Genomic DNA, 26363 nt, shown 5'->3' with positions numbered 1-26363 from the left:
GGGCAGGCTGGCGGCATTGAGCGGCATGATGAAGTCTAGTATCGACCTTCCCATGATGGGAAGGTCAAGCTCATGCCTGAAACGCGACTTCGAGACGTTCCGGAACAGGGGGCGAGCCGTCGTTACCGGAAATCGCGCCGCGCTTCGGAAACAAAATGCTATTCACGCCTTTGCGCTTGCCTGAGAAGCGCGGATACGATACAACGCGATGTTGTCGGCGATGCGACGCGGACTGGCTGCGCTGGGTTTTGGGAGACCGCGCGAGCACCGTTGCGCTCGCGCCGGCGTCTCCCTTTTGGACAGCATGTTCCGCCCACTGAACGAATGATAAAAAATCGCCGAGCACTGTTTTCGAATTACTGGACCTGCGTATCCGTCGCGGGCCTCGCATTCCTCACCGGTTGTGCGTCGACGCCTTCCACGACGCAAAAATCCACTGGCTGGATTAAGGACGAAGTCGCCGATTCTTACGTGTTCGGCTATCCGTTGGTATTGATGGGCGTCGCACGCGACGCGGCAGTCGGCACCGACCCCGGCCGGGCGCCGCTCAATACGCTGCGCCATGCGCAGGCGCTGCCGCCCATCGGCGCGGCCAATCCGATGCAGCCGAGCCTCGATACGCTGGATTCGACCGGCTGGCTTGATGTCGGCGCGGAACCCGTGATCATTGCGCTGCCTGATTCGCATGGCCGCTACGTCGACGCTCGTGTGCTCGACATGTGGACCAACGTGGTCTGGTCGACGAGCGATCAGTTCGCCACCCGCGCGGCTGGCATCAAGGCTCAAGCCATCGCCTTCGTCGGACCGGGTTGGCAGGGCGATCTGCCGAAAAACGTGAAGCGCGTCGATGTGCCGACCCGCAACGCATGGGTGAGCGTGCGCATCCAGTCGAACGGCACGCGTGATCTGACCGCGGTTCGCAAGCTGCAACGGGCGATCCGCGTCGCGCCGCTTTCCGTCTATGTGGGCGACGCGCGTTCGGCGTCGATTACGCCGCCGCGTAGCAGTGCCGATGCCGCCGCTTCCGCGAACGCATCGGGCACGCCTGCCGCGCAAGTTGCAGCGCTCGACGCGAATGGCTTCTTCAACCGGCTCGCGCAGGCCCTGGCCGACAACCCGCCGGAGCCTGCCGATCCGCATGCGCTGAAAATCCTCTCCGACCTTGGTGTGACGCCGGACCAGCCCGTCAAGCTGCCTGGCGCATCGGAGGCAATTGCAGCCGGGCTCGCCGACGGTCACGAACGCGTGGTCACGCCGCCGTCGAACTTGCTGACCGGAAATGGCTGGAGCTGGTTCGGCGATGGCGTGGGCAACTACGGCCCCGACTACGCACTGCGCGCATACGCCGCCTACGCGCAGCCCGGCATCGGCACCAAAGACGACGAAGTGCGAGCGGTCGTCACTCAGGACAGCGACGGTCACGCACTCAACGGTGCGAATCGCTACGTGATTCACTTTGAGCCGAATCAGTTGCCGCCGGTGCGCGGCTTCTGGTCGATCACCGCTTACACGAAAGACGGCGCCCTCGGCGAAAGTGCGCCGGCGCGTATCGCGGTGGGCGATCGCAACGGCGCGCGCCGCAATCGCGACGGATCGCTCGACGTGACCGTGTCGTCCACGCGCGGCAAGGGCGGCAACTGGCTGCCGGCGCCGCGCGCGGATCTGCAACTGGTGCTGCGTTTGTACGCGCCGAAGCCTCAAGCCACCGACGGCAACTGGCAACCGCCGGCCGTCGTGCGTCAGTAATTCGCACGAGTCTGCTGCACGCTGGTCCGGGAGATTCGAAGGCCGATCAGCGCGTCCGTTACGGCAGCATATGAGTGACGGACGCGCGGCTCTATCGCGCGAGCAATTGTGTAAGCTCAGCTTACATTTATATCCCACGAAAGATTCACGACTTATACTGCCGCTTGCGGGATTTTCGTTTAGCGGCGGGCTTGCCGCCGCATTACCCAAAACCGAGCATGGCAAGCATCAATAAAGCATCATTCGCCTCTTCCATGCGGACCATGCGCGACGTCGCGCAATCGCGGCGCACAAGGCGCGTCATCACAGGTCTGCTGATCTTCATCGTATTGTTCGGTCTGCTGGGCTTTTTCGCGGCGCCGCCGCTGATTCGCCACATCGCCGAACAGCAACTCAGCAAGCAGCTCGACCGGCCCGCAACTATCGGCCGCATTGCGCTCAATCCCTACACGCTCAAACTGGAAGCCGACCGCGTACATATCGGCGAACGCGGCGGTGCCGGCAATTTCGTGGATATCGAGCGGCTCATCGTGCAGCCGTCGTGGAGTTCGCTGTTTCGCGCAGCGCCGATTATTGACGAAGTTCAGCTCGACTCGCCGCGCTTCCATGTGGTTCGCTACGACGCGCAGCGCTTCAATTTCACCGATCTGATCGAGAAATTTTCGAAGCAGCCGAGCACGCCAGATAGCAAGCCGACGCTCTTTTCCGTATCGAACATTCGTCTCGAGAACGGCCAGATCACATTCGACGACAAACTGCTCGGCGCCACTCACGTAATCGATCAATGGAAGCTCGGCATTCCGTTTATCGCCACGTTGCCTTCCAAAACCGATATCTTCGTCGAGCCGTTGCTGCGCGCGCGGATCGACGGCAGTCCGCTTGCCATCGACGGCAAGACGAAGCCGTTCGCCGCGTCGCGTGAGTCGGAGGTGTCGTTGCGCTTCGACGGGCTAGACGTGCCGCGCCTGATCTCGTACGTGCCGACAAAGCTGCCCGTGATCGTGCAGTCGGGCAAGCTGTCTACTGATCTGAAACTGAACTTCGTCATGTCGAACGACGCGCCGACGCTGCGCGTCGCCGGCACCGTCGATCTCAACGACGTGAACGTGCAGGACCCGAGCAAGGCGCCGTTTTTTGCTGCGCGCGCCGTGCATGTCGCCGCGCGCACGCTCGAACCGCTGAAAAGCGTCTACCATTTCGACGATATTCGTATCGACGCGCCAAGCGCGAATCTCGCGCGTGACAGAAGCGGCGTGCTGAGCGTGGAGCGGATGTTCGCACCCGCGCCGGCCGCTGCAAAAGCGGTAGCTGAGTCGGCGAGCGCGCCGGCGGCGGCATCGAGCGCAAGCGATGCGAACAGTGCCGCAAAGACCGACGCCACGAAAGACGCCGCGAAGCCTGCACCGCCGCTCGATCTCTCGATCAAACGTTTTGTGCTCAATGACGGTACGGTGAACGTGCGAGACGAAGCCGCGTCGCGCCCCGTCGACGTCGGTCTGGAAAAGCTCGCTGTCACGCTGACCGATTTTTCCACGCTGGCCACCGCGCCCGCGCATTACACGCTGAATACCGACCTGAAGCGCAGCGGCGGTTCGCTGGGCCTGGCCGGGGCATTGAGCCTCGCCGCTAAGACCGCGAGCGCGAAGCTCGACGTCAAGTCACTGAATTTGCCGCTGCTGCAACCGTATCTCGACGCCGCGACCACAGCGCAGGTGACGGACGGCGCGCTTTCCACGACGGCGAATATCGGCGCGAACTGGTCAAAGTCCCCGGCTGCCGTGATGATCGCGGATACGCAACTCGATTTGCGTTCGTTGAAAGTGGCGGCGCGCGGCGGTAGAGAGCCGCTCATCGCGCTCGCCCAAGGCAGCGTGAAGGTCAAGCAGGTGGACCTGAATGCCCGCACGGCCGACGTCACGAGTGTCGACACAACAGGCCTCGCAGTCGACGTGCAACGCCTTAAAGACGGCAGCATCAACCTTGCGTCGCTCGGGGCGGCTCATGAAGCCGAGCCGACGCGCACGGCGATTCATGCGGCGAAGAAAGCACAAGCCGAAGGACCGGCGTGGCGCTACAAGATCGGCGAACTGAATGTCAAGGACGCCACAGCCAATTTCACCGACAACACCACGCCGCAGCCGGTGAAACTGGGCATTACGCCGCTGCAGTTGAAAGTGCAGCAGATCAGCAACGACCTTGGCCGCCCGCTGCCGGTCGAACTGCAAGCCACGCTGAATGGGAAAGGCACGCTCGACCTCAAGGGCGACGTTACCGCAACGCCGCTGAAGGTCGCCGTCAAGGTGAACGCGAACCGGCTCGACGCGGCGGCTTTCGAACCGTATTTCGGCAGCAGGTTGAACGCTGCGATCGCGAGCGCGCTGCTCAATGCCAGCGGCGATCTTGCGTTGAGCCAGGCGAAGTCGTTGAAGGCGAGTTATCGCGGCGACGTTGCGCTTGTCGACGTTCGGATGCTCGACAAGGCAACGTCGGACCCGTTCGCGGGATGGCGGTCGCTCGCGCTGTCGAAGCTGAAAGCGGATTACGACGAGCACGGCACGTCGGTGGACGCGGAGCGCGTCACCTTCACAAGGTTCTATGGACGCGTGCTGCTCGACGCACAAGGCAAGCTGAATCTCACCGACGTGGTCGCGCACGAAAGCGGCGCAGCGCAGTCGCTCACGCGCGACAAGAACAACAAGGGCGGTGCCGAACCGGTGCCGTTGACGCCGCCCACGGCGTCGGCTGTCGTCAACTCGTCGGCGCCCGTGGTGGCCTCCGCGTCTGCGCCGGCTTCGTCCGCTGCGCCGGCGACAGTGACGGCCGCGACACCTCCGCAAAATCCGGTCAAGCTGCATTTCGGCCAACTCGTCTTGCAGCAAGGCCGTGTAACGTACACCGATAACTTCATCAAGCCGAACTACACGGCGAACCTGGTCGGCATTCAGGGCACGGTAGGCGCGTTCGGTACACAGTCGACCACGTCTGCGCCGGTTGAGATCGCGGCGAAGCTGGCGGCCAACGGTCCGCTGTCCATTCGCGGCACCGTCAATCCGCTGATTGCGAAGCCGGCGCTCGATCTGACCGCGAGCGCGCACGACATCGAACTGACTAATCTCACGCCGTATTCCGCGAAATATGCCGGGTATCCGATCACCAAGGGCAAGTTGAACGTCGATTTGCATTACAAGCTCGAGAACGATCAGCTGAACGCGGACAACCATTTGTTCATTGATCAGCTGACGTTCGGCGATCACGTCGAAAACGACACGGCGACCAAACTGCCGGTGCGGCTCGCCATTTCGCTGCTGAAGAATTCGCGCGGCGAAATCGATGTGAATCTGCCCGTGTCAGGCTCGTTGTCGAATCCCGAGTTCAGCATTGGCGGGCTGATCTGGCATGCGGTGCTCAATCTGCTGCAAAAGGCGGTCACCGCGCCGTTCTCGCTGATTGCCCACGCGTTCGGCGGAAGTGGCGAAGAGTTGGGCTATGTGGAATTCGAACCGGGCTCGGCGCAGCTCTCGGAAGACGACAACAAGAAGCTCGACACGATTGTGAAGGCGCTCGGCTCCAAACCGTCAATCAAAATGGACCTGATCGGCCGCGTGGATCCGAAACTCGACGAGCCCGCATTGCGCGCGCGCTATGTGGACCGCCTCGTCAAACAGCAGAAAATCAAGGACGTAGTGGGCAATGGCCAGAGCGTGGACTTGTCGAGCGTCACTGTCGATCCGAAGGAATACGACAAGTACCTGACCAAGGCTTATAAATCCGCGGACTTCAAGAAGCCGCGCAATTTCGTCGGCCTGACGAAGAGCATGCCCGACGACGACATGAAGAGCGCGCTCGCGGCCAACGCGCCGATCGACGAGGCCAGTTTGCGGCAGCTCGCGCAACAGCGGGCGCAGAGCGTGCAGCAGTATCTGGACGGCAAGATCGACAGCAGCCGTGTGTTTATCGTCGCGCCGAAGCTGGACGCAGACGGCATCAACGATAAAGGTGCGACGACGCGAGTCGATTTTGGGCTGAAGTAAGCGACGCCTTCGCGCGCTCCCCCTGCATCGCCCTCAGGCCGCGCGCGTCGGCTTTTTCAGCGCCGTCTGCTCGATCACGCGCGCGAGCGTGTCGAACGCAGGTCCGATCTTTTCGTTCGGCACGCACGCGTAGCCGAGCAGCAGTCCGCGCATGGCGGGCGGATCGCTGCTGTAGTAGCTCGCGAGCGGCCGCACGATCACGCCGGCGTCGAACGCTGCCGCCGTGACCGCGCGATCGTCGGCATGATCGGGCAGTCCGAGCACGAGATGCAAACCGGCCTCGTCGCCCATGACGGGCAGTTCGGTGCCGAACCGCGCCGTAATCGCATCGATCAGAATCTGCCGGCGCTCACCGTATAACGCTCGCATTCGCCGGACATGCGAGGTGAGATGACCGTCCATGATGAAGTCTGTCATTACCGCCTGCTGCATCAACTGACCTTCGCGATAAAGCTCGGCGATGCCCATACGGAATGTATCGACGAGATGCTCCGGCGCGATCATGTAGCCCATGCGCAAGCCGGGAAACAGCATCTTGCCGAGACTGCCGACGTAGATCACCTGACCTGCGTCGTCGAGACCTTGCAGCGACGCTAGCGGCCGGCTGCCGTAGCGAAACTCGCTGTCGTAGTCGTCTTCGATGATCCACACGTTGTGCTGGCGCGCGTATTCGAGCAGCGTGCGGCGGCGCGCGAGGCTCATCACCATTCCAAGCGGATATTGATGCGACGGCGTGACCAGCGCGAGACGCGGCGGTTGCTGCAAATCCTGCTCGCGCGGATTGAGGCCTTCTTCGTCGACCGGCACCGGAACGAGTGTGATTCCCGACGACTGCAGCACGCTGCGCGCGCCCCAATAGCACGGCTCCTCGACCCACGCGCGGTCGCCGACGTCGGTCAGCAATCGAACCGCGAGATCGATGGATTGGTGAATACCCGTAGTGATGATGATCTGGTCCGGCGTGCAATTCACCGAACGCGCGACCCGCAAATAGTCGGACAATGCGCGGCGCAGCGGCCGGTAGCCGCCGCCCGGCGCATAGGTCAGCAGATCGGGATTGGCTTCTTTCCACAAGCGCGCTTGCAGGCGGCTCCAGGTTCGCGCCGGAAATTCGGCGACGTCGGGCACGCCGGGCATGAACGCGCCCCACTGTTTTGCAGACACGCCGGCCTGACCGATCAGGCGCCGGCCGCGATTGGACAGATCGTTCAGATCGCGCTTTGCCGTCTTGCCCGGAACCGCGACCGGCTTGCCTTCCGAGTCCACCGCCGTGACCGCCGGCTTGCGCCGCGCGTTGACGGCGGCTGTGTCCGGCTGCGTGTCGGCGACATACGTCCCGCTGCCCGTGGTCGAGATCACATAGCCTTCGGCGGTCAGCTGGTCGTACACGTGCAGCACCGTATTGCGCGCGATACCGAGGTCTTCGGCGAGCGTCCGCGAGCTTGGCAGCTTGGTGCCCGGCGGCAACTGGCCGGCGAGGATCGCCTGCTGCATCAACCGCAAAGTCTGCCGGTAGATCGGCTCGGCGGCCGCGCGATCAAGCCTGGCGGCGAGCCAATCCGACAAGATGATCGTATCCAAGTGGTTCTATCCGGAATAATGAAATGGTTCCATATTGTAGAACCGTAACGGTCTATAGTGGGCCACGCAATCGATGCAAGCCCGCTGCTTATCGAAGGCAGCCGGCCGGACAGGCAGAGGAGACTACGGCGATGAAAACGGATGAAGTGATCGTCAGCTTTCGAGGCGTGCGCAAGACGTACGACGGCGAAACGCTGGTCGTCAAACAACTGGATCTGGACATCTATCAGGGCGAATTCCTGACGCTGCTCGGGCCGTCGGGTTCCGGCAAAACAACCTGCCTGATGATGCTCGCGGGTTTCGAATTTCCCACCGGCGGCGAGATCTGGCTCGACGGCACGTTGCTCAATACCGTGCCGCCCCACAAGCGCAACATCGGCATGGTGTTTCAGAACTATGCGTTGTTTCCGCATCTGACAGTCGAGCAGAACGTTGCGTATCCGCTGACGGTGCGCAAGCTATCGGCTGACGAGCGTGCTCATCGCACCAATAACGCGCTGAAGATGGTGCGCATGGAGAGCTTCGCGAAGCGATATCCGGCGCAGCTTTCCGGCGGGCAACAGCAGCGCATCGCACTCGCGCGGGCGCTCGTGTTCGAGCCCAAGCTCGTGCTGATGGATGAACCGCTCGGCGCGCTCGACAAGCAGCTGCGCGAGCACATGCAATACGAACTGAAGTCGCTGCACGAGAAGCTCGGCGTGACGTTCGTGTATGTCACCCACGATCAGGGCGAGGCGCTGACCATGTCCGATCGCGTCGCCGTGTTCGACAAAGGCATCGTGCAGCAACTCGACACCGTGGACCGTCTGTATGAATCGCCGTGCAACGAGTTCGTCGCGAACTTCATCGGCGACAGCAACAAGCTGCGCGGCACGATCGCAAACGTGGACGGCGAGTATTGCGAGTTTCATCTCGTCGACGGTACGCGGCTGACTGGCCGCAACATCGGCGGCGCGCGAGCGGGCACGCCGGCAGTCGCGTGCATCCGTCCTGAACGCATGAAGCTCGCGAGTCACGGCAACGGCGCGGCACGGGCGGGCGCCAATGCGCTCAGCGGCGAAGCGCGTGGACTCATCTATTTTGGCGACCACGTGCGCATGCGTTGCGGCTTGCCGCAACAGGACGAGTGCTTCGTCAAGGTGCCGCTCGGCACCGATGCACTCAATACGTTCGCACCTGGCTCGCCCGTCGCGCTCGAGTTTGCGCCCGAGCATCTGCGGGTATTCGCGGGGGCGTGATTGCGTGAAACGCGCGCATGATTGCATGAGAAGAGCGGTCAGCAGCACATAAAAATGTCGCATGAATGATGCTTGAAACCACCACCAAAGGAGAGCAACACACCATGAACAAGATCGGGAAATCGCGCTGCGCCGTCGCTGTCGGTGCTGTGGCGCTCGCGCTCGCGCTCGGCGCGGCGCAGGTCAATGCGGCCGAACTGACGGTCGTGAATTTCGGCGGCGCGAACGGGGACGCACAAAAGGCGGCCTTCAACCAGCCGTTCGAATCGCAGAGCGGCAGCAAGGTGACCGCTGTCGAATACAACGGTGAGCAGGCCAAGGTCAAGGCGATGGTCGAGGCCAAGCACGTGAACTGGGACGTGGTGGAGGTCGAATCGGGCGACATCGGCCGAGGTTGTGACGAAGGTCTGTACGAGAAGCTCGACTGGTCGAAGATCGGCAAGAAATCGGATCTGATTCCAGAGGCGCCGCAAACTTGTGGCGTCGGCTTTTTCGTGTGGTCGACGGCGCTCGCCTATAACGCCGACAAGCTGAAGACTGCGCCGTCAGGCTGGGCCGACTTCTGGGACGTGAAGAAGATCCCCGGCAAGCGCGCGATGCGCAAGGGCGCGCGTTACAACCTCGAATTTGCGTTGATGGCCGACGGTGTTGCACCGAAAGACGTGTACAAGGTGCTGGCGACCAAGGAAGGTCAGGACCGCGCATTCAAGAAGCTCGACGAGTTGAAGCCGAACATCCAGTGGTGGGAAGCGGGCGCACAGCCGCCGCAATTCCTCGTGGCCGGCGACGTGGTGATGTCGACGGCGTACAACGGCCGGATCGATGCCGCGCAGAAGGAAGGCAAGAACCTGAAGGTCGTGTGGAATGGCAGCATTTATGACCTCGACTATTGGGGGATTCCGAAGGGCTCGCCGAACAAGGCGCTCGCCGAGAAGTACATCGCTTTTACGATTTCGTCGAAGCCGCAGCAGGACTACGCGCACCACATCGCCTATGGTCCGGTGAACGTGGCGGCGATCAAGGCGCTCGACGCGAAGACGCTTGCGAACCTGCCGAATTCGCCGGCCAACGGGAAGAACGCGGTTCTGCAGAATTTGTCGTTCTGGACGGATCATGGCGACGAACTGGAGCAGCGTTTTTCGTCGTGGGCTTCGAAGTAGGAAAAGGGTCATGTGAAGAAGCGCGCGCAGGGGTGGGTTCGGCGCGCGTGGGTTTCGAGGCATGGGACGGGAGTAAGTGCTGAAGCGCTAACTGCCGTCGACAGCTTTGCATGGGACGGCAGTAAGTGCTAAAGCACTAACTGCCGTCGACAGCTCTGCATGGGACGGCAGTAAGTGCTAAAGCACTAACTGCCGTCGACAGGAGAACGGGTGTGACTACGATGACGATCGCCGCCGATTCGACGCCGGAATCGACCGGCCGGCTCAAGCGTGAACTGAAGGCCGCGGAAGCGAAAAAGCGCGCCACAGCGTTGCTGCTCATCGCGCCGCTTGCGATTTTTCTGCTGCTGATCTTCGTCGTGCCGATCGGCGCATTGCTGACGCGTGCCGCGCAGAATCCGGAAGTCGTGAACGCGCTGCCACATACGCTCAGCGCTCTGAGCACCTGGGATCGCAAGACGCCGCCGCCCGATACCGCATACGCCGCGTTGGCGACCGATCTCACCGCGATCGCCGACAGCGACGGCATGGGCGCGCTCGCACGACGGCTCAACGTGGAGATTCCCGGCTATCGGTCGCTCGTTGCCAAGTCGGCGCGCGCCATGCCGTTCGTCGACGACAACAACAAGCCGTTGCAACTATCTCCCGCCCAGTTCCACGCGAAGTTCGCCGAACTGGACGAACGCTGGAGCAACATTGCGTACTGGCAGGCCATCGCGAAGAACGGCAGCCCGTATTCGCCGTTCTATCTGCTTGCTTCGCTTGACCACAAGCAGGACGCGTTCGGCCACATCATCCCGACCGATCCCGACCAGCAGATCTATCTCGCCGTTTTCAGCCGTACTTTCGTGATCGGCGCGGCAGTCACGCTTTTTGCGCTGCTGCTCGGTTACCCGCTTGCTTACTGGATTTCGACGCTGCCCGAGCGTCGCGCGAATCTCGTGATGATTCTCGTGCTAATTCCGTTCTGGACATCGATCCTGGTCCGCGTCGCCGCATGGATCGTGATCTTGCAGAGCGAAGGGCTCGTGAACAAAGCGCTGATCGGCAGCGGCTTGTTGCACGATCCGCTTGCGCTGCTGTTTAACCGCACGGGTGTGTACATATCGATGACGCACATCCTGCTGCCGTTCATGATCCTGCCGCTTTATAGCGTGATGAAGTCCATTCCGCCCACGTATCAACGCGCGGCGGTCTCGCTCGGCAGTCATCCGTTCGCCGCATTCTGGCGTGTGTATGTGCCGCAGACTTATCCGGGCATCGGCGCGGGCGCGTTGCTGGTTTTCATTCTGGCAATTGGCTACTACATCACACCGGCGCTGCTTGGTGGACCGAACGACCAGATGGTCAGCTACTACGTCGCGTACTTCACCAACGTGACGATCAACTGGGGCATGGCATGCGCGCTCGGCGGGCTGCTGCTTGCCGCCACGCTCGTGCTGTATGCGATCTACGGACGCTTCACGCGCTCATCGCTGAGCCTTGGCTGAACGGAGCCCACCGCCATGAAACTCGCCAAGCCCCTCTTTGCGCCACACACGTCGCTGGTTGAGCGCGTATGGTATTTCGCGTTGCGCGCGCTCGCCGTGCTCACGCTGCTGTACCTGATTCTGCCTGTGCTCGCGATCGTGCCGCTGTCGTTTTCATCGAGTACTTTTCTGGTATATCCGATTCCGGGCTGGTCGCTGCGCTGGTATCAGAATCTGATTGCGTCTGATGAGTGGCGCATGGCGGCTAAGAATAGTTTTATCGTCGCGCCGTCCGCGACGGTAGTCGCGACTGTGCTGGGCACACTCGCGGCAATCGGGCTCACCAAAGCAAATTTCCGCGGCAAGGGGTTGCTCATGGCAATCCTCATTTCGCCGATGATCGTGCCGGTGGTCGTAGTGGGCGTCGGCATGTATCTGTTCTTTGCGCCGCTCGGTCTCGCCAATACGTATATCGGCCTGATTCTCGCGCACGCGTCGCTCGGTGTGCCGTTCGTCGTGACGACGGTGGCCGCGACGCTGCAGGGTTTCAACTACAACCTCGTGCGCGCGAGCCTGTCGCTCGGTGCGAATCCGGTGAAGACGTTCTTCCGCATCACGCTGCCTGTGATCGCGCCGGGTGTGATCTCAGGGGCGCTGTTCGCGTTCGCGACATCGTTCGATGAAGTCGTCGTCACGCTATTTCTCGCGGGCGCCGATCAGACGACGCTGCCGCGACAGATGTTCACCGGCATCCGCGAAAATATCAGCCCGACTATTGCGGCGCTCGCCACCATCCTGATTGTCTTTTCGACGTGCCTGTTGCTGGCGCTCGAGTGGCTTCGTGGCCGCAACGCGGCGCGGGCGATCAGGGCGTAACCGCGGGCCGGCGTATATCGCCAGGTTCATTGAGGCAGCACGCCATTCGACAACTCTTGACATTGTTCTAAGATTCATCCCATTCCGCGGGCTTGTCCGTCTCGTCATACTTTTATCCCTCGATAAGAAGATGCGCGAGACGCAGACATTTAATGAAAACCCCGCTAACCGTGCTTGTGTGCGCGCTGACGCTGACAGCTTGCGCGGACCACGCCGCGCGCGCCCGGCTCGGTATCCAGGATTCCACTCTGCTCAGATCCGGCGTTGGCGCTTCGCAAGACGAGGCCGCAGGCGCCGCTAACCCGCAATGGGTCCAAACCTACGCAATTGTCCATAACGGCGCTTCGGCGCTGGCCTCGTTGCAAGCGCGACTCGACCGCATGCCGCCGCAACCGAACGATTACTTTCGCGCGAAGGCGCAATGCTGGATCAACGCTGCTCAACAAACGCGGCAGGCTGGCGACCATTGGGGTTTCGCCGAAGAAGCCATCGGCGAGGCGGCGGTCATTACCATGGGTCTGGAAAGCGGCAAGCCGGTATCCGCCGCTAATCCTACGCTGCGCACCGTGTCCACTGTGCGTCCCGATCTTTGGCAGATCGTCAATACCATCAAGTCGGATCCGGCCGTCGCGTCGTGTCACGAGGCGCAACCGCCGCTGGCGTGCGCCGAAGTAGAGCTCATGCAAGCTGGACACGACGCATGGATGCGAAGCTTCTCCAATGCCGAAAAGCGTCTGCCAGATATTCAGGACAACTTGCGTAAGTCAGCTGAAAGGGTGTTGCAATGCAAGCGGGACGTCGCCACGAGTGCAGCGGCGCCGAGTGCAAAATCGCCCAGGACAGTCACGTTACGCGCCGATGCTTTGTTCCGTTTCAACGGCGGCAACGACGTCGCAATGTTGCCCGCCGGAAGGCGCGCGCTGGACATGGTCGCTCGCGGTTTAAAGACCGATGCGGCGCCTGGCGGTTTGACAATCACCGGCTACAGCGACCGTCTCGGCGACACCGCGCGTAATCAGAGCTTGTCGCTGCAACGTGCAGAAACGGTAGCGCGGTATTTGCGCACTCGCGGCGTTACCTTGCCGATTGCGACTCGCGGCCTCGCCAGCGCAAATCAACTGGTCGAGTGCCGACAGACCAGGCGTGATGATCTGGTGCGGTGTCTCGCGCCGAATCGCCGCGTGGAGATCGAGCTCGTCGTTGCCGCTCCCTAACGTGCCTTTGTATCGCCGCCGGACAGCTTAGTTCATCACGCATGTGGCGCGACGGCAGCAGACGGCCGCAATGGTCTGCAAGGGCCGTGATGGGCCGCAACCGGCATTGGATGTTTTTCAGGAGGAACGCAACACATGTCAACTATTCTGATTATCGACGACCACCCCGCGTTTCGGATGATCGTCAGGTTGCAGCTAATGCAATTGCTGAGCGTCGAACAAGTGATCGAGGCGGACAACGGTCAGAGCGCCGTCGAAATGGCTCGCCAGCACAAGCCCGACCTCGTCATACTGGACCTCGACATTCCGCGTATCAGCGGACTCGACGTCATTCCGCGGCTCAAACTTGCACATCCGTCGATCCGCGTGATGGTGCTGTCGGGGCACGACCCGGCCACTTTCGCGCCGCGCGCAATGCGCTCGGGCGTTCATGGTTTTGTGGGCAAGTCGCAGGAGATGAAGGAGATCATGCGCGGCGTGGAAGCGGTGCTCGCAGGCTACACCGTATTTCCGGTCGCGCCCGACGGCGCGACCATTACGCCGGGCGTGTCGCCAACAGGTGATGAGGGCAGAATCATGTTGCTCTCCGACAAGGAACTGGTCATTTTGCAGATGCTTTCGAAGGGCATGTCGAACAAGGCGATCGGCGACGCGCTGTTCATCAGCAACAAAACTGTGAGTAGTCACAAAACGCGAATCATGCACAAGCTCGGCGTTAAGTCACTAGTTGAACTGATCGATCTGTCGCGGCGCTGCCGGATTGCGTCGGCGTGACGAGCGGGACAAGCGCACCGTGAATACCGAAATTTCCTGTCCCGATCCGCGTCTGCTTTGGGAAAAAGCGCTGGATCTGGTTGGCGACGACGAGCATGCCGCCGCCCATCTACTTGTGCTGATTGCCGACACGAACAAAACGACGCTGGCGTCCTTGCATGAGCACTTCGAGGTGTCGCGCTGGGAAGGCGTCGGCACCGCGGCGCATCGCATTGCCGGTTCGGCTCGCATGCTCGACTGCGGTGCGTTGATTGCGCTGCTGACCGCTCTTGAAGCGGCCGCGCGCGCGCATAACAGTGAACTGGCAACGGCGCTCGTGCCGGTGGTAGCGGAAGCAGTCGCAACGCTCGATAACTCAATCGCAAAAGCGCTGAGGTCAGAACCGGACTCGACAGAGTGAGCGGCCGGTTGCAAGTTGTCGTGTTAGTGTCTGACTGGCGAAGCGACCATGAAGAAGCGGCCATTAGCACGTTCAGGCGCTTCTTCTCCGAACCTCGTAGCCGTTGAAGAGGCTGCGTTACGATACCCGTTGCGATACCAATGGTATCGGGCCATGACCTTCGGCACGTAGGTCATCGTTTCCGCATACGGTGGAATTTGCCCGCCATACTTCTGCACGGCGCCTTCGCCGGCGTTATAAGCCGCCAGCGCGATCGACAGATCGCCGAATTGGCGCATCAAGTCTTTCAGATAGCGGGCTCCCGCAGCGACATTCTGACGTACGTCGAAAAGATCTGACGCACCGAGCCTCGCGCCTGTGCCGGGCATCAACTGCATGAGCCCTGTTGCGCCTTTCGGTGAGACCGCCTGCGGATTGCCGCCCGACTCAACCTCGATCACCGCCATCAACAGCGCGCTGTCCAAACCGACGGCGCGTGCGGCCTCGTCGATGATGGGTGAAAGTGCGATCACGCGCGCGGCTGCCAATGGGGACGCTTGCTGTTCGAGGTCAGCAGACAATGGACCGCGGGGTTGAATCACGACGGACTGTCGGTCGTTCGTTTCGTCAGGCACGGAAGTGCTGGCTCGTGACGCCGTGTCAGCAGATAGCGCGGCGGACTCCGCGGCGCCTCCCATTCCACCGACCATCATCACTACGCCGGAGGCAGCGCGTGCACGCGTCGTGACAATGTCGACTGCGTGAGCAAGCAGCGGGAAATAACCGCTGCCCGCTGCTACGGCGATCAGAAGCCACCGACGCACCGTCAATTGCCTGTCGGATTCGGCGAGTCGTTCAGCGCCGATTCCCTAAGCGGCGACTGCATGCGAACAATCGCTTCAGAGTCCAGCGAGATTGGCCAGCGGCCCGTCTTAATGCCGTCCACGAGCTGGACTTTGCACAGCGTGTCGCCGTTCTTCGGAAAACCATAAGGATCGAGGTCGGGCCGGGCGGGCTCGCGGGTCAAGATTCCGCCCGTGCCGATAGGGCCGATTACGTTTGCCGCGTAGTAGATCACCTTGTTTACTAGCGGCACGTACATGTCGTAGCAGTAGTGCACGTGTATCTTCAGGATGTTGGCATCCTGAATGTTCATCCGCGACGATGCGCCAGACGATATCGAGGAGTCGCGATACATCAGCGAGTCGTTTGGAATCTCGGTATAGGTCGCTGCCTCGTCTGGATAGTAGCGTGGCCGCGCATAGTCGCTGATCGCAGCGGGCGTGGGATTGAGCACTTTGATGACGCTGAAATTGTTCGCGTCGGCCTGAGCTTTTGCGAGCGCGTTGGCAACGCCTTCGGCGCTCGCCTGGCGAGCGTAGATTGGCGCGAGGCCGCGTGCGAGGCCCGAGCGCATCGCCTGCATCGAGCCGTGATTGACCGCGCCTTCGCGCGCGGCCTCGAGCACCGCAACATCCAATGTCGACTTCGCCTGATAGAGCAGCACGAACTGCAGCGTGCCAAAGCAAACGAACAACAGTAAAGGCGCGATGATGATGAACTCCACCATCGACTGACCCGACTGCTGGAGCTTGCGTGCGCCGCCGTTTGAACTGGCGCGGGACCGCAGTTTCGATAAAAAGAATGAGCGAGATTTCACGAGGTCGCCTCGAAAACGAAATGATCGCCGACCGCGAAGCCGTGCCTGCCAGCGGCGCCAGCCGGCATTTCAAGAGTGTGGGCCGCGCGCAGGTTAAGGAGTACGCGACGCTTGCCCACGCCGTGATGAATCGCGACGACGCGTTCGCGCCGGTCGAGAAACAGCACGTCGATGTGAAAGCGCATGCCGAACGTGTGCACCGAGCCGCAGCGTTTCAACAGAAGCGCTTCGCACGGCGGCAGCGACTCACGGCCGAGCAGGCCGCGCATGCGTTCGCGCATGGTCTGCGTGACCGACACCTTGATGCCTGCGTCGTTCCCGTGGACCCTCAGGGATGCCAATTTCACAAGAAGCCCTCCTGCACGAACTTCATGGCAATCGGAAATCCCAACACGATGAAGGTAATTGGAAAAATGAACACGAGCAGCGGAAACACGAGTTTCACCGGAGCTTCCATTGCTTTTTTTTCCGCTCGCTGAAAGCGCTCCGAGCGGCGCTGCTCGGATTGAAAGCGCAGCGATTTGGCGAGACCGGCACCCATTCGCTCGGCCTGCACCACCGCACTGACAAAGTTCGTGACTTCCTGGATGCGCAAACGGTCGTCAAGGCGGCGCAACGCTTCGGTCCGGTTCAGCCCGGATTTCAGGTCGCGTAGTACGTGCTCGAGTTCCCAGCGCAAAGGGCCTTCTGGGCCTTTTTCGACGGCCTTCTGGATTGCGCCGTTGATGTTCAGGCCGGCTTCCACGGCGAGCGTCAGAAAGTCCAGGTAGATCGACAGGTGCTTGAGAATTTGCGCGACGCGGCGTCGCCGTACGTCGCGAGTCCAGATGCGCGGATAGAAGTAACCCAGCATGGTGGCGCCAAGCAGCACGAGCACCGAGAAGCTGCCGAGCGCGAGCATAGCCAGAAGCGCGAGCAGCGAAGCCACCACCGCGCCGATGATCGACAGCGCGATGAACTGATGCGCGTTCATCAGAAACGTGAGCGACGTCAGGCGCAATTGCACAGCGGTTCGTTCAACGAGCTTATTGCTGAATCGCGAGCCGAAATGGTGAACCACGAAATTGACGAGTGGCCACAGTGGACGCAGCGACTTCGGCAGCGGATCGAGAAACGTGCGGTCTTCTTGCGGCACAGCGCCGACGAGGCCGCTGACCGACATGTAGCAAATGCCGATAATGACAACTAGCCCGATACTGACGGCGAGAGAGATGAATAGCAGCATGATCAGACGTCGATATTGGTAATCTTGGAGATGGAGAAATAGCCGAGAAGCTCCATCACGCCGATCACTGCGAGCGTGGCCCATCCGACCGGCTCAGTGAAAAGCGGCGCCATGGCCTTCGGCTCCATGAAGCGCAGCACCAGCATCAGGAACAGCGGCAAACAGGTCATAACGATGCCCTGCATCCGTCCTTGCGATGTGAGCGCTTTGATCTTTCCTTCCATCGTCAGCTTTTCGCGCAGCGTGCGCGCCACCGACTCCAGCGCTTCCGCAAGATTGCCGCCCACCTCGCGCGCGATCGTGACGGCTGCTGTCATCATCAGAAAGTCGGGAATGGGAATGCGCCTTTCGACGTTGCGCATGGCAATATCCAGGTCGATGCCCAAGCGGATTTCCCGCATCAAAAGATCGAATTCCTGCGAGATGGGAGCAGGTGTCTCGTGCACCACGGCTTCCAGAGCCGTTGGAAAACTGGCACCGGCACGAAGCGCGCCGGACATCATGAGCAGCGCGTCGGGCAATTGCTTCTCGATCGCTTCCGTGCGCTTCTTATGCATGCGCGCGAAATATTTGCGCGGCAACAGCATGGCGATTGGAATCGAAGCCGTCGCAATGAGAAGGCTGTGGCTCAACACGAAGACGACGACCGGCAAGCCGACAATGACGACCATGCTCCAGGCCGCGGCCTTCTGCCGGTTCACGAACACGAATGCGTCGGCGAGCGACGACTCTATCTCGCCAGCCATCTGACGCGAACTGGCCTGCAGCGTGGACGTACCCATGCGTGTGGCGAGAAAAATCAGGAACAGGCTGCCGAAGAACGCCAGCACGAGAATGATTGGAAGGATCATGGTCGACCTCTCATTCCGGGCGCGTGAATATGTCGGTATTCACGGGAATGTGCCTGCGAATCAACTCCTGATAGAAATCGGGAATATAGGCAGTGGGCACGAACTTGCCCTGAATTTTGCCTTGTTTGCTGAAGCCTTCTTCCTTGAATACAAAAACGTCCTGAAGCGTGATGACGCCGGACTCCATGCCGCTCACTTCGCTGACATGTGTCACACGGCGCGAGCCGCATGAAAAGCGGGACTGCTGCACGATGATGTCCACCGCCGAGCAGATCTGCTCGCGAATGGCCTGCACCGGCAGATCCAGCCCGGCCATCAAGGTCATCACTTCGAGACGCGCGATACAGTCGCGCGGCGTGTTGGCGTGGGCGGTAGTCAACGAGCCGTCGTGGCCGGTGTTCATTGCCTGCAGCATGTCCAACGCTTCGCCGCCACGGCACTCGCCGATCACAATACGATCCGGGCGCATCCGCAAGCAGTTCTTCACCAGATCGCGAATGTTGACTGCGCCTTTGCCTTCCATGTTGGCCGGACGCGCTTCGAGCGAGACGAGGTTCGGCTGCGATAGTTGCAGTTCCGCGGCGTCTTCGACGGTGACGATGCGTTCGTCGTCGGGAATGTAGCTCGACAGTACATTGAGCAACGTTGTTTTGCCCGAGCCCGTGCCGCCCGAAATGATGATGTTGGCTCCCTGCTTCACGGCGGTTTGCAGGAACTCGAGCATTTGTGGCGATAAGGTGCCGAATTTGATCAGGTCTTCGCCGACAAGCTTGCGCCTGGAAAATTTGCGGATCGTAATGCTTGGCCCTTTCAGCGCGAGCGGCGGAATCACGGCGTTCACGCGCGAGCCGTCGGCGAGACGTGCATCGACCATCGGCGAACTTTCGTCGATGCGGCGGCCGATTGGCGCGACGATTCGTTCGATCGCGCCGATTACCGCGCGGTCGTCGGTGAAAATAACGGGCGAGCGGGTCAATTGTCCGTTTTGCTCGATGAAGATTTCGTTGTGACAATTCACCATGATTTCAGACACGGTGGGGTCCGCAATCAGTTCCTCCAAAGGTCCCAGTCCGATGATTTCGTCGAACACGCTTTTCTTCAGCGCATCGAGCGGAATGTCGGGCGTGCGGAAACTTGCATCGTGATTCAGGATCTCGTCGAGAGCGACGCTGACCGTATTGCGCAATTCGTCTTCTTCCATGCGCGAGACGTTCAGACGTCGCAGATCGAGCGCGGCGATCACTTTCATATGAGCCTGCTTGCGCAACTCAATGCCGAGCGGGCTGTTGATCGGTGCAACCGGCAATACGCCGGTTACCGTTTTCCTGGAGGGCGCGGGCTGGCTGCCGAGCGCGACATCGGCCGCGGGTTTGGGATGACTCGCCGCTTCTTTCGACGCAGCGAACGATAGTGGGGCTTCTGTCATCGCATGCGCATGAGCATGCGACGCAGCCGGCCTGGTTGGCATCGCTGCATATCCCGTGGGGAAGCGTTGTGTATCCGCGCCCGGTTGAGCGTCCGCGGGCGACGCCGCTCGATGCAACTCGGCAGGCGCGGCTTCTTTGAACTGCGCGGAGTGCATATCTTGCGATGACTGCGTGCCGCGAGCGGAGGGAACAGTTGCAGCGGATGGTGCCGGCTGTGCGGCGGCGCGAACGATCTTGATTGTCGTCATGCCGATTTCGATCTGGTCGGCCTCGGTCAGTGGACCATACCGTGTAATCGGTGATCCGTTGACGAGCGTTGCAGCTATTCCGCCTTGGTCCTCGATGTAGTAAGCATTGTGCTCGCGCACGATGCGCGCTTGCAGCTTACCTATCAGCAGTCCCTTGACGTTGATGTCGCAACTTGCATCCTTTCCGATCGTGCAGCCGTGATCGACCTGGAGAGCGCGCATCGTTGCATTGCGCGCGTGTATCTGAAGATTGAGCATTATGGTTCTCCGCGAGGCGCGTTCAGTTCGGCGCGTTGCCGAGGACGCCCACTTGCTGCGGCGGCACCTTGCCGTTCGCCGTGGACTGACCGGCATTGCTCGGAGCAGCGGGTGCCACTGGCGTCTCCAGGCCGGCGTTAAGCATGCGAAGCGCCTCGGCGACGCCTACCGGGGGCATGCTTGTCGGTAACGCTGGCGGCTGCGGCGCTGGTTGAGCTGGCGCGATAGCGACTGCCTGAGCTTGCGAAGAAGCGGGAGACGCAGGCAATTGCGATCCCTGTCCGGATGCCTCAGTAGGACCTTGAGGTTGCTGAGATATCGGTGACGTCGCCGGCTCCGCTACCGGCGCACTCGGTGGCGTGCTGCGGATAGGCGAGGGCAGCAGCGCGGGCGTAGGCGCGACAGGAGATCGCGGCATAGCGACATGAGTTGCCTTTTCCACATCGGCGATAAGCGGCTCGGGGTTGCCGTACTTGTTCCGGTAGCCGCTGTCTATCCCATCGGCGCGCGCCAGCAGATCCGAGTTTGGTGCCAGTGCCGGATCGGAAATGAGCGGCGTCACGAAGATGACGAGATCGCTTTTCTTCGCCCGGAAGCTGTCCGAACGGAACAGCTGACCGATGACCGGTATCTGGCCGAGAAACGGCATACCGTTGCTGTCGTTAGCTGCGTCGGCACTTATCAGGCCGGAGATAGCGAGCGTCTCGCCGGCTCGCATCGAAATGTCCGAACTGGTGCTGCGGGTCAAGAAGCCAGGCAGACCGCCATAACTGACCGTTGGATCGATCTGGCTGATCTGAGTGGTCAGATGCGCGGAGATAATGCCGTTTGCGTCGACGACAGGATTGATGCTCAGCTTGACGCCATAGTCCTTGTACATCACGTTCGTGGTGCCGAGCGCCCCCGACTGCGGAATGGGCACTTCCCCGCCCGCCAGGAAACTCGCGGTGCCGCCGCTCTTAGTGTTCAGTTCGGGCGCAGCGAGAACGAATGCATCGCCGTTATCGACGGCAAAGTTGATCTGCGAAGTGATGTTCGACGCGATGCCCGCAAGAAAGTAACTTGTGCCCGCGGTAATCGCTTTTGCGGCACCTGTTGCGACGCTCGCGGCCCCGCCGATCTGCGGTCCCCTGAAGGCGCTATCCCACGCAATGCCGAGGTTTCTCTGCGCATTGCGCGTCACTTCCATGATCTGCACCTTGAAGTGGACCGTCTTCCTGAGCGCATCGCCTTCGTCCAAGGTTGTCGTGTCAATCACGTTCTTCATGTCTTGGGTTGCCGATTTGACGATCCCGATCATGTCGCGATGCACGACGCCCGACAGAACAATATTTGAGCCGATTGCGTCGATGCGAAGGCCGGACACGGACTTCAGCACCGCACGCAACTGTTGCAGCGACGCGTTCACTTCGGCCTTTGCGACACGTACCGTGGTTTGCAGGGCGATGCCTTTCTCGTTCCACACAACGAGCGATGTCATACCGTCCTGCTCGCCGAGTAGCATCAGACTGCCGTCGACCACGTTCGCAGTGATCAGCTTGCCGTTACCTATCGCGATGCGCTTGATGGTGCCGCGCACATGGAGAATGCGCACCTCGCCGCGAAACATTTCCAGTACCTGCGTGTTTGCGGATAAGTCGTCCGACGTCGAGGGATAGGCGGTCTGAGCTAACGCGAGCGGCGCGGCTTCGCACAACAACATGCCGATCACAATGGACGGCAGTACCCGGCGGCGCAATTGCGCCGCGTTGTTTTTGACTTTCATGGTTTGAAACCTGTGCTCAGTACTTTAGTTCTGCTCAGACGCGCTGGCCGCAGCGGCTTTTTGCAGCTGTTGGGCGATGGCGTTGGCCTGCTCGTAGACGCTTGTTTGGCGCTGCGGCACGACGGGCGCTGGTTGACCGGCGACAGGCGGCGCGTTGGCTGCCGCCGGCGACTCGTGCGTGGAATCCGACTGCACACTCGGAACGATGCTGGCATTTGTCGCCCCGCCGCCGGAGATCACTTCGACAACCTGTGACGTCGCGGCCTTGGGATTCGAGGTCCCCAGGTACGCCGGGTCCGTGAACACGTCTTTTTCCTCGACCAGCGATGGTCCGTCGTTAGCCTTGTCGTCAGGGTTGCGCAAGATAAGACGCAAGCCGCCGATTTTCTGCGCGAGCGCGATGCGCCCGACGTCCTCTGCTGGCACTTGCAGCGTCACGGTCGTGTAACCCATGCCTTCCTGCCGGCTCATTGCGCTGCTGTTCGCATTCGCCTGATCGTGCTCGGCGGCCTCGCCCGCGTCTCGCGCGCGAAGGTCCTGGCCGGTGGCGAGGACCAGTGCGTTCGGCATCATCAATTGCGCCACCTTCTTATCGTCCGAGGTGTGATCCTGATGGAACACTTTGCCGATCCAGTACACGTCGACGCGATTTCCCGGCCGGAGCATCAATGCAGTCGAATTAACCGTATCGATTTCGACCGTGACGGCACGTTGCCCTGCAGGTAGCACGTCGGAAAAGTCGCGGCCGCGGAGTGCGTCGATGTCGGCAGCGCGCAAAGGCAGGCCGCGGCGCACCGGTTTGACGAGGCGCGACGTGCGGTATTGCCCGAAATTGTCGGGACGTACCATGTCGTCGTAGACCAGATCGGCCTGAATCTCGCGTGACACGAAATCGCTGCTCGACAGGGGTGTTCCAATGGGCAGATCGCGTGCCGGTACGACGACTTCTACACCAGCACGCACTTTCTTCCCGGCCATTTCGGCTTTCAGTTTGTCTTCGCGGTCGTTCAGATATTTATAGAGGAGGAATGTCAGACCGCCTGCAACGCATACAGCGAGGAACAGCAGTACCCATGAGTTCGCGAGAAGCGAGCGGATTTTGATTTTCTTAAGCATGACCAATCGACCGTTACCGGTCAGGGAAGCGAGAGGGTGAAGCTGTACGCGCTGAAGAGCGACTTGAAACTCGAGACGAGCGCTGTGAACGGTGCGACGGTGTCGCCCGTCAGCAGAGAAATGATGACGATCAGGGCGGCCGTAACCACGAGGTATTCCGCGTAGGCCTGGCCGCGCTGCCGGCTGTGCCGCGCGAAGCAATCAAAACGTTGGCGCATCTCAACGGTTCCTGGTTGCATTGATGACCGCGACGGTTCTTCCGTCCCGGTCCGAGAAGCTGGCGTCGACGCTGTCTTTTCCGCGTTGCATGGCGAATGCCTTGCCTTGCGACGATTGCGTACCGACGGACTGATATTCCGGTTCGCGGCCTACGTTCACCCACCCCTGCGAGGCGAGACGGTTGCGGTAGCGCTGCGCGTTCCAACGCGCTTCGCCGGGAATATCGAGCAGCCATGTCCGCCCTGTCTGACCGCGATCGCGGCTCTCGACATCGGACAGAACCTTGCTCTCCTCAGGCAGTGCAATCGCGGAATCAGGAATCTTGAGATTGGCTTCGCCAGTGCCCAGACGGATCACGCTCATCAGGCCGCGGGTGTACGCACGTTCCTGCGGCAAAGGCAGGTTCAGCAGATAAAGGCAATTGCCGTCGACGGCGCTAAGCATCAAACCTGACGCAGTGCTCCGACCTTTCGCCGGCGCGTTCTCGGCGGTCCAGAATGCACGGAATGCCTTCGACACATCGTCGATGGTCCCGTCGAACTGCATACCGACGACTGATATAGGCACGCCGTTGACGATCATGTCTCGCCCAATTGCTTCGGAATGTTGTGGCGCGACGGGCGTCTTGTCACATGCAGTTCCCGCGACTGCGGCGCCGGTAAAAAGGATCGAGGCAGCGATTGCGCTGCCCACAAGTTGACGGAAGTGCTTCATGGTTTCAAGCGGCTCGGCGGTACGACGTCTTGCTGGATGCGGCCGAACTGAAGCGTTGAAATTTCGGGCGCGTACTTCTGCAGACTCTGATAGGTATTGGGCGGGACGAGAGTCACGTTGGCGGCGGCGACCGCCGGACTAAACACGGCCTTGTTGCTGTCGGCGCCGTCAGGTACCCACGTATTCGTCATTAGCACGTTGGTGTCGGAGAACGTCAGGCCGCTGAACGCAGGCAACACATGGTCTTTTGGCCAGAGGCGCTTAAGCACCTCGCTATCTTGAGCAATGGCGACGCTGACCGCGCTGCTTTGCAGCGTGCGCGTGGGCAGGCTCAGCTGGGCTTCGTAGCTCCCGCCCGTAGCGCCAGGCACCGGCCACTTGCTCAAGGCCGAAGTGGTGTGACTGCTCTCGGGATCGGCGGCCGGGCTGGTGCTGACCTGGACGTCCGACGCGGACGCCAGCAACGGGTTGCCGCCATAGTCATTCCACATGGCCGGCTGAGTCGCGGCTAGTTGAGTCTGATTGCGGTCGGTGCCGGAGATGGCGGCACCGTCGCCGACCATGATGCGTTCCAGCACTTCGCCTTTGATATCCGAATCTGTCTTGCTCGCGGCTAGCGCAGCGCTGCCATACTTGCTCGACCAGCCTTCGGTGGTGGATGGGTCGCCGGCGAGATTTTTTGCTGGATCGCTGTCCGTCCACACAGTGCGCTCCCATGCTGCGTAGCGCGAGCCCATCAGCGTGCGGTTACGAACATCATTGAACTTGCCGAGCATGATGATGGCGAGCATCAGCACGCTCATCACCGTGATCATTGCGACGAGAAATTCCACCATCGCCTGGCCAGCTTGCGCGGCGGCGTTTCTAAAGTGCGTTCGTTTCATCGCTTTTGCACCTGCACTTCTGCCGGTATCTGGTTGGCCTGTGCAGCTTCGCGCTCGGCGGCACTGACCGGTGCGAGCGTAGCCTGCCAGTACGGGCTGAAGAGACTTGGATATTCAGTGTGATGGTCGGCGCGCGCCCATTGGTCCGCATGCATCAAGCCGCCGATAATGGAGTTGCTGAGCGACGTCTCGTCGGGGCGCACGAAGTAGGCGTTCGCACTCGACAGTGCGCGCATCGCACCGCCGGCCGCGTTGGTAACCACTTGCATTCGTCCGCCACCCTGTAGGCCGATGGTTTTGACGAGCGTATCGCTGTTGCGCGTGACTTCTATGGTGATGCGTGGCGCTTGCGCTGCCAGTTGTACGCCGTTGACTTCCTGATAAGGCAGCAGACCGCCATTGGAAGGGTCAAGCGAGGGCCCGGGGCCTTCGCGGAACTGTTCCGCCATCGCGTCAGGCACTTGCCATCCGGGCCTCGAACTGCCGATGTAGCCGAAGTTGAAATAGCCGCCGTAGCCTTGCCAGTCCTGCCATGCAGCGAACGGTGGATGGGTCATGTAGTTCGTGATGTTGCCGTTGGCGCTACCGCCGTAGCCGGCTTCCGACTCAATCGGTCCAAGGCAGCTGATCCGAAGGTGAGCAGTACTCGCGTCGATTGATTGCCATCCGCTCTTGTCGTTACGTAGTTGCGTGCCGCCGTCATGCGTTACGTTGATGGTGAACGAACTGCCGCTCCCGCAGATTTTGTTGGCGCTGTCGTTCAGTTGCTGAAAATTGGGCGCGACGCTGCGCACCGAGTCGCGATTTTTGACGAACCCGTCGAGGGTGGCGGCGTTGGTCACGACGTCGGCGAAGTCGTCTTGTCCGAGGGTGCCTGCGGGGATGACCGTCGCCGTATATGAGCTCCATGCGGCGAGCTGCGCGGCATTGCGGGAGCTCGTAAAGTACCCGGCGGTAACGTGCGTGTCTGGCTGATTCAATTGCGCAATTGCGTCAGTTGCATCGGGCACCGCGGTGAACACTGCTGCGTGGTAATTGGCTTGAGCATCGCTCAGCGCGCGGTTAAGTGAACCGATATTCCTGGCGACAGTAGGCAGCAGCGCATCGAGAGTGGCGCGCACCGGCGCGATGTCGGCCTTGCCGATCTGCTTCGGTGTGCTCCATTGAGCAGGATGATCCGCGATGACGTTGACGGTATTGTCGACTTCCGACAGGGAGTAGGTGGCGTCGAGCTCGTCGATCCACGATTTCAATGCGACCACCTGCGCGGCCGTGACCTGATTGGCGATCATTGCGCGGTTCGTGTAGGCAGAGAAGTTGTAATCGCGCGCCTGCAAGACGGCTGCGCTGTATGCGGCGGCGTCGGCAGTGTTCTGCAACTTGATTTTGGCGCTCGTCATCTGGAACGAGTTGAATGCCACGTACAGGCCGATGCAGCCGATCAGCAGAAAAAGCAGAGCAGGGACCAGCGCCTGCCCGCTAGCGCCGGCAACCCCGGCCCTGCCCTTGCGGGCAGAGCGTTTCATGA

General features: G+C 61.0%; 22 protein-coding genes. 9 read left to right on the top strand and 13 right to left on the bottom strand.

The features are described 5' to 3' along the window. Nucleotides 1-324 precede the first annotated feature (324 nt). Both SB753_RS24010 and SB753_RS24005 read left to right on the top strand, forming a co-directional pair. Nucleotides 325-1746: a DUF1254 domain-containing protein gene (locus SB753_RS24010; RefSeq protein ID WP_410802174.1), complete on the top strand. Its 1422-nt coding sequence runs from the start codon at nt 325-327 to the stop codon at nt 1744-1746. Between the two features lie 218 nt (nt 1747-1964). After that, nucleotides 1965-5777 carry a DUF748 domain-containing protein gene (locus SB753_RS24005; RefSeq protein WP_410802172.1) on the top strand — a complete coding sequence of 1271 codons (3813 nt, stop codon included), beginning with the start codon at nt 1965-1967 and terminating at the stop codon, nt 5775-5777. 33 nt (nt 5778-5810) lie between these two features. Here the strand turns inward: SB753_RS24005 and SB753_RS24000 are convergent, their stop codons facing one another. Beyond that, a complete protein-coding gene (locus tag SB753_RS24000; protein WP_020068559.1) occupies nt 5811-7358 on the bottom strand; it encodes a PLP-dependent aminotransferase family protein in 1548 nt (515 codons plus the stop codon). 131 nt (nt 7359-7489) lie between these two features. Here SB753_RS24000 and SB753_RS23995 point away from each other — a divergent pair, with 131 nt between their 5' ends. The 7 genes from SB753_RS23995 to SB753_RS23965 all read left to right on the top strand — a co-directional run bounded on the left by SB753_RS23995 (nt 7490) and on the right by SB753_RS23965 (nt 14489). Beyond that, nucleotides 7490-8596, top strand: coding sequence for an ABC transporter ATP-binding protein (locus SB753_RS23995; RefSeq protein ID WP_020068558.1), 1107 nt, complete (start codon nt 7490-7492; stop codon nt 8594-8596). A gap of 104 nt (nt 8597-8700) precedes the next feature. After that, nucleotides 8701-9756 (top strand): ABC transporter substrate-binding protein, encoded by a 1056-nt coding sequence (locus SB753_RS23990; protein WP_408491864.1) that lies wholly within the window; start codon nt 8701-8703, stop codon nt 9754-9756. 212 nt (nt 9757-9968) lie between these two features. Next, nucleotides 9969-11246: an ABC transporter permease gene (locus tag SB753_RS23985; RefSeq protein ID WP_310359758.1), complete on the top strand. Its 1278-nt coding sequence runs from the start codon at nt 9969-9971 to the stop codon at nt 11244-11246. 15 nt (nt 11247-11261) lie between these two features. Then, nucleotides 11262-12101: an ABC transporter permease gene (locus SB753_RS23980; RefSeq protein WP_020071570.1), complete on the top strand. Its 840-nt coding sequence runs from the start codon at nt 11262-11264 to the stop codon at nt 12099-12101. Nucleotides 12102-12253: 152 nt separating this feature from the next. Continuing rightward, entirely contained in the window at nt 12254-13315 is a 1062-nt protein-coding gene (locus SB753_RS23975; protein WP_410802168.1) for an OmpA family protein, read from the top strand. Nucleotides 13316-13450: 135 nt separating this feature from the next. Continuing rightward, nucleotides 13451-14089, top strand: a complete 639-nt coding sequence (locus tag SB753_RS23970; RefSeq protein WP_088176639.1) for a response regulator transcription factor — start codon at nt 13451-13453, stop codon at nt 14087-14089. Nucleotides 14090-14108: 19 nt separating this feature from the next. Beyond that, nucleotides 14109-14489, top strand: a complete 381-nt coding sequence (locus SB753_RS23965) for an Hpt domain-containing protein (RefSeq protein WP_410802166.1) — start codon at nt 14109-14111, stop codon at nt 14487-14489. Nucleotides 14490-14512: 23 nt separating this feature from the next. On the opposite strand, the gene SB753_RS23960 is transcribed toward SB753_RS23965, so the two are convergent. The 12 genes from SB753_RS23960 to SB753_RS23905 form a co-directional block, all read right to left on the bottom strand. Beyond that, a complete protein-coding gene (locus SB753_RS23960; RefSeq protein WP_410802164.1) occupies nt 14513-15292 on the bottom strand; it encodes a lytic transglycosylase domain-containing protein in 780 nt (259 codons plus the stop codon). A 2-nt stretch (nt 15293-15294) separates the two neighbouring features. Next, nucleotides 15295-16038 (bottom strand): TadE family protein, encoded by a 744-nt coding sequence (locus SB753_RS23955; RefSeq protein WP_408173158.1) that lies wholly within the window; start codon nt 16036-16038, stop codon nt 15295-15297. Between the two features lie 86 nt (nt 16039-16124). After that, nucleotides 16125-16475 (bottom strand): DUF192 domain-containing protein, encoded by a 351-nt coding sequence (locus SB753_RS23950; RefSeq protein ID WP_410802162.1) that lies wholly within the window; start codon nt 16473-16475, stop codon nt 16125-16127. Further along, the gene (locus tag SB753_RS23945; protein ID WP_410802160.1) at nt 16472-17353 is read right to left on the bottom strand and encodes a type II secretion system F family protein; all 882 of its coding nucleotides are present in this window, start codon (nt 17351-17353) and stop codon (nt 16472-16474) included. The genes SB753_RS23950 and SB753_RS23945 overlap by 4 nt, the downstream gene beginning before the upstream one ends. A gap of 2 nt (nt 17354-17355) precedes the next feature. Continuing rightward, nucleotides 17356-18204 carry a type II secretion system F family protein gene (locus SB753_RS23940; RefSeq protein WP_392395870.1) on the bottom strand — a complete coding sequence of 283 codons (849 nt, stop codon included), beginning with the start codon at nt 18202-18204 and terminating at the stop codon, nt 17356-17358. Between the two features lie 10 nt (nt 18205-18214). Then, on the bottom strand, nt 18215-20137 hold the full coding sequence (locus tag SB753_RS23935; protein WP_410802158.1) for an ATPase, T2SS/T4P/T4SS family: 1923 nt from the start codon (nt 20135-20137) through the stop codon (nt 18215-18217). Nucleotides 20138-20159: 22 nt separating this feature from the next. Continuing rightward, a complete protein-coding gene (locus SB753_RS23930) occupies nt 20160-21902 on the bottom strand; it encodes a pilus assembly protein N-terminal domain-containing protein (protein WP_410802156.1) in 1743 nt (580 codons plus the stop codon). 24 nt (nt 21903-21926) lie between these two features. Next, the gene (gene cpaB / locus SB753_RS23925) at nt 21927-23018 is read right to left on the bottom strand and encodes a Flp pilus assembly protein CpaB (protein ID WP_410802154.1); all 1092 of its coding nucleotides are present in this window, start codon (nt 23016-23018) and stop codon (nt 21927-21929) included. Nucleotides 23019-23038: 20 nt separating this feature from the next. Next, entirely contained in the window at nt 23039-23236 is a 198-nt protein-coding gene (locus SB753_RS23920; RefSeq protein ID WP_410802153.1) for a hypothetical protein, read from the bottom strand. 1 nt (nt 23237) lies between these two features. Further along, entirely contained in the window at nt 23238-23951 is a 714-nt protein-coding gene (locus SB753_RS23915) for a hypothetical protein (RefSeq protein WP_410802151.1), read from the bottom strand. Continuing rightward, nucleotides 23948-24835: a hypothetical protein gene (locus SB753_RS23910; protein WP_410802149.1), complete on the bottom strand. Its 888-nt coding sequence runs from the start codon at nt 24833-24835 to the stop codon at nt 23948-23950. The genes SB753_RS23915 and SB753_RS23910 overlap by 4 nt, the downstream gene beginning before the upstream one ends. Continuing rightward, entirely contained in the window at nt 24832-26361 is a 1530-nt protein-coding gene (locus SB753_RS23905) for a pilus assembly protein TadG-related protein (protein ID WP_410802147.1), read from the bottom strand. Before SB753_RS23905 ends, SB753_RS23910 begins: the two co-directional genes overlap by 4 nt. Nucleotides 26362-26363 lie beyond the last annotated feature (2 nt).

This window comes from Paraburkholderia sp. SIMBA_053 (assembly GCF_046534895.1).
GTDB classification, from domain to species: Bacteria; Pseudomonadota; Gammaproteobacteria; order Burkholderiales; family Burkholderiaceae; genus Paraburkholderia; species Paraburkholderia caledonica.
The sequence above is the reverse complement of the archived record's forward strand: the minus strand, read 5'-3'. Positions and strand labels throughout refer to the sequence as shown.